The sequence below is a fragment of the Polaromonas sp. P3_C2 genome (assembly GCF_056402675.1).
The window spans coordinates 1-3976 of the sequence record NZ_JBFUGX010000396.1 but is presented as its reverse complement, the minus strand read 5'-3'; the positions used below and the strand labels follow the sequence as shown (position 1 = coordinate 3976).

General features: G+C 64.7%; 6 protein-coding genes. All 6 read left to right on the top strand.

What is annotated here, in order from left to right; all coding sequences use genetic code 11:
• Positions 1-455: carbohydrate kinase family protein (locus tag AC1DWI_RS15815; protein WP_477725180.1), on the top strand; the 455-nt coding region annotated here is incomplete at its 5' end.
• Positions 452-1333, top strand: a complete 882-nt coding sequence (locus tag AC1DWI_RS15810) for a 2-dehydro-3-deoxygalactonokinase (RefSeq protein WP_477725179.1) — start codon at positions 452-454, stop codon at positions 1331-1333. The genes AC1DWI_RS15815 and AC1DWI_RS15810, both read left to right, overlap by 4 nt.
• A 35-nt stretch (positions 1334-1368) precedes the next feature.
• Positions 1369-2010: a 2-dehydro-3-deoxy-6-phosphogalactonate aldolase gene (locus AC1DWI_RS15805; RefSeq protein ID WP_477671415.1), complete on the top strand. Its 642-nt coding sequence runs from the start codon at positions 1369-1371 to the stop codon at positions 2008-2010.
• Positions 2007-2801 carry an SDR family NAD(P)-dependent oxidoreductase gene (locus AC1DWI_RS15800; protein ID WP_477671414.1) on the top strand — a complete coding sequence of 265 codons (795 nt, stop codon included), beginning with the start codon at positions 2007-2009 and terminating at the stop codon, positions 2799-2801. The genes AC1DWI_RS15805 and AC1DWI_RS15800 overlap by 4 nt, the downstream gene beginning before the upstream one ends.
• A gap of 131 nt (positions 2802-2932) precedes the next feature.
• Positions 2933-3349, top strand: coding sequence for a hypothetical protein (locus tag AC1DWI_RS15795; RefSeq protein WP_477671413.1), 417 nt, complete (start codon positions 2933-2935; stop codon positions 3347-3349).
• 129 nt (positions 3350-3478) lie between these two features.
• Positions 3479-3976: heavy metal-binding domain-containing protein (locus AC1DWI_RS15790; protein ID WP_477725178.1), on the top strand; the 498-nt coding region annotated here is incomplete at its 3' end.

Sequence of the window (3976 nt, the reverse complement as noted above, 5' to 3'; positions counted from 1 at the left end):
CCGGTACCCTCGTGTCGTTTGACTCCAACCTGCGGCTCAAGCTCTGGCCGCTGGACCGGGCCCTTGCCTGCACCCGCCATGCCGTTTCACTGTGCGACATTTTCTTGCCGAGCCTGGAAGACATCACCACCCTCAACGGCATGACAGACCCCGACGCGGTAGTGGACTGGGGCCACGCCCTGGGCGCCAAAACCGTGGTGCTCAAGCTCGGCGGCGACGGCGCGCTGGTCAGCGACGGCACGCGGCGCGAGCGCGTGCCCGTGCACAACGTGAAGCTGRTGGACGCTACCGGCGCAGGCGACTGCTTTTGCGGCAACCTGCTGGCGCGCATTGCGGCGGGCGATAACGTCTTTGATGCGGCCCGTTATGCCAATGCAGCGGCCGCCCTCACGGTGCAGGGCTACGGTGCGGTCGCTCCGCTGCCGCGCCCCGAACAGGTCAGGGCCCTGCTGTGAACCACCTTCTGGCAGTCGACTGGGGCAGCTCCTCATTGCGCGGCGCGCTGATCGACGGCGACGGCACAGCCCTGGACGAGCGTTCCTTCGCACGCGGCATCCTGACTGTCGCTCCCGGTACCTTTCCGGAGGTTTTTGCAAGCTGCTTTGCCGACTGGATGACGTCCGGCACGCTGTGCCTGATCTCCGGCATGGCCGGCAGCAAACAGGGATGGCGCGAAGCGCCCTACTGCGCCTGCCCCGCCGGTTTTGATGYGATCGCAGCCGCACTGGAATGGGTGGAGCCCGGCCGCATCGCCATCGTGCCCGGCCTGAGCATAGACAAGGGCGGCGTGCCCGACGTCATGCGCGGCGAGGAAACGCAGATCTTTGGCGCCTTGCAGCTGCTGGGTCTGACCCATGCCCGGCTGGTGCTACCCGGCACGCACAGCAAATGGGTCACCGTCGAAAACCGGCAAGTCACTGATTTTTCGACCTGGATGACCGGCGAGTTCTATGCGCTGCTGCGCCGCCAATCCATCCTCGCACGCATGCTGCCCGACGACGAACCCGCGCTGGACGCCGCCGCCTTTGACCAGGGCGTGGCCCATGCGCTGGCCGGCCCCGGCCTGCTGAACACAGCCTTCAGCACACGCACCCTGTCGCTGTTCCAGCGAATGACAACCGAGGCCATGCCCAGCTACCTGTCGGGCCTGGTCATCGGCGAGGAACTCAAATCCCAGGCACTGCCGCGCGGCGAGCCCGTGGTGGTGATGGGCGCCGAGGCGCTCACGGCGCGCTACGAACAGGCACTTGTCCACTTCGGCGTGCCCGTGAAGCGCGTGGGTGCGGGTGCTACCTGGCGCGGCCTGCGCGCCATCGCCGATACCCTGGCCTGACCGGCGCAGTATTGCGTCTCAACCCACAGAACACCATGAACAACGCACACCAAAAATTCTCCCAGGCCCTCGGCGCCCTCCCCCTGGTGGCCATCCTGCGCGGGCTGACGCCGGTAGAGGCCCTGCCTGTCGGCCAGGCACTCGTTGCCACGGGCTGGACGCTGATCGAAATTCCGCTCAATTCACCCCAGCCGCTGGACAGCATTGCCGCCATGGCCAGCGCTTTTCCGCAGGCCCTGGTTGGTGCCGGCACGGTGCTGACACCTGAGGCGGTGCGTGACGTGCACGCCGCGGGTGGCCAGCTCATCGTTTCGCCCAATTTCAACCCGGCGGTGGTGCGCGAAGCTGTCCGCCTCGGCCTGGTGTGCCTGCCCGGCATCATGACTGCCAGCGAGGCATTTGCTGCGCTCGAAGCGGGCGCGACAGGGCTGAAGATTTTCCCGGCCGAAATGATCACCCCGGCGGTCGTGAAAGCCCTTCGCGCGGTACTGCCCGCGCAAGCCGCAGTACTGCCGGTCGGCGGCATCACGCCCGCCAATATGGCGCCCTACCTTGCCGCGGGCGCGAACGGTTTCGGCATCGGATCGGCACTCTACAAACCAGGTTCTTCCGCCACTCAGGTCTCCGAATCTGCTATGGAATTCATAGCTGCTTGCGCTGGTACCATAAGGGCATGAGCATTATTTCATCTACAGATACTGCCCAGGTATCGTTCGGACTGGCGGGCCGCGTCTGCGTCGTCACCGGCGGTGCCCAAGGCATCGGTGAGGCCTGCGCGCGGCGTTTTTCGCGTGAGCAAGCCCAGGTCGTCATCGCCGATATAGACGACACGCGCGGCGCAGCGCTGGCCGCAGAACTCGGCGGCCTGTATGTTCATTGCGACGTGGGCGACAAGGCTCAGGTCGATGCGCTGGTGGCTCGCACCGTGGCCGCGCACGGCCGCATCGACGTGCTGGTCAACAATGCCGGCATCTTCAAGGCCGCAGAGTTTCTGGACGTGACGGAAGCCGACTTCGACGCCGTACTGCGCATCAACCTCAAGGGCTCCTTCCTGGTCGGGCAGGCCGTGGCGCGCGTGATGGCGGCCGCCGGCAAGGGCAGCATCGTCAACATGAGTTCGGTCAACGGCGTGCTCGCCATTCCCACCATTGCCAGCTACAACGTCAGCAAGGGCGGCATCAACCAGCTCACGCGCGTGATGGCGCTGTCGCTGGCAGGCCAGGGCGTGCGCGTCAACGCGGTTGCGCCCGGCACTATCGCCACCGAACTGGCCGCCAGGGCTGTGCTCACCAGCGACGAGGCCAAGGCCAAGATCATGAGCCGCACGCCCATGAAGCGCCTCGGCGAGCCCTCGGAGATCGCCGACACGGTGGCCTACCTGGCCAGCGACGCCGCGAGCTACATCACCGGTGAGATCGTGGTGGTGGATGGCGGTCGGATGACGCTGAACTACACCGTGCCCGTCTAGGGTCAGCCATCCCGCGTAAGCAGGGCCAAAATTGCCTGCGCAGTTGACATGGATCATGCAGGCCGCAAAACGTGGCCCGCAAACCCCGTCGTATCAATAGACTGGGCGCTCCTCTTCTGGAGTTCACCACCATGTCAATACGCCTGATTTCCATTCTCGCTACCGCCGCCACCCTCGGCCTGGCCGGCTGTGCCCAGACACCCACCGACCATGCAGCGCACCACCCTGGCGCGTCGGCGGCTGCTCCAGGTCAACCCATGCCGATGGTGCGTATGGACGAGCACATGAAAGCCATGCGCACCATGCACGACCGCATGACGCGCGCAAAAACCCCCGAAGAACGTAGTGCCCTGATGGCTGAACACCACAAACTCATGCAGGAAGGCATGAGCATGATGGGTGGCATGGGCGGGATGATGGGCAACATGCAGGGCCCAGGCAACGACCCGGCCGCGCGCCAACAGATGATGGAAAAACGCATGGAAATGATGCAGTCCATGATGCAGATGATGATGGACCGCCTGCCTCCGGTTCCAGCCAAACCCTGAGTTTTACAGCGTCGCCAGGGGCGGAGCGCTGCGACTCCAGGAGATGCCAACGGCGGGCTTGACCTTTCCCCTATGGGAGGGTTTATCTTTCCTCGATGCCTGATTTTCAAGCCTGCAACGCGGGAAAGGATGCCCTTCATGAACCACGCCCACTCTCCTCACTCATCTCACTCATCTCAAGCTTCTCACGGGTCCAGCACGGCGGCCGTCGGCGCTGCAACGCCAACCGTCCATGGCGATACCACGGTGGCCGGCGGCACGGTCTATACCTGCCCCATGCATCCGGAAATCCGGCAGGATCACCCGGGCAATTGCCCGATCTGCGGTATGACGCTGGAGCCTGTCATGCCCAGCCTCGACGAGGATGAGAATCCGGAATTGCTATCTTTCACGCGCCGCTTCTGGTGGACGCTGCCGTTGAGCATGATGGTGACGGTCCTGGCCATGTTCGGCCACCAGCTCGGCTGGTTCGACATGACTGTCCAGAGCTGGATAGAACTGGTGCTGAGCCTGCCGGTCGTATTGTGGGCAGGCTGGCCCTTCTTTGTGCGTGGCGCGCAGTCAGTCGCCCACCGCAGCCCGAACATGTGGACCCTGATCAGCCTGGGAACAGGCGCGGCCTTTGCC